Consider the following 238-nt stretch of genomic DNA (forward strand, 5'->3'; position numbering starts at 1 on the left):
CGTCACCGCGGCCAGACTGGCCGCGTCTGACTAACTTGGGGCCAAACTGGCCGCGTCTAAACAATTTGGGGCCAGACTGGCCGCATCTGATTGAATTCGGCCATATTGGCCATATCTGACCGACGATAGGGCCCGTTGGTTGCCTGACACATAGAGGTCGAAATGAGCTATAACCAGAAACAGGTCGTGGATGCGCTTCGCGCTTTCGAACGCGGCGAAATCGTTGTGGTCATGGATG

1 protein-coding gene is annotated in these 238 nt (G+C 55.9%); it reads right to left on the bottom strand.

Going from position 1 to position 238, the window contains the following annotated elements; translation table 11 throughout:
- Window positions 1-30 precede the first annotated feature (30 nt).
- The coding region (locus tag SB822_RS60745; RefSeq protein ID WP_410859605.1) for a hypothetical protein at window positions 31-238 on the bottom strand (208 nt) is incomplete at its 5' end.

Origin of the sequence: Paraburkholderia sp. SIMBA_054, assembly GCF_046534875.1 — a bacterium.
In the GTDB taxonomy this organism is placed as follows: domain Bacteria; phylum Pseudomonadota; class Gammaproteobacteria; order Burkholderiales; family Burkholderiaceae; genus Paraburkholderia; species Paraburkholderia hospita.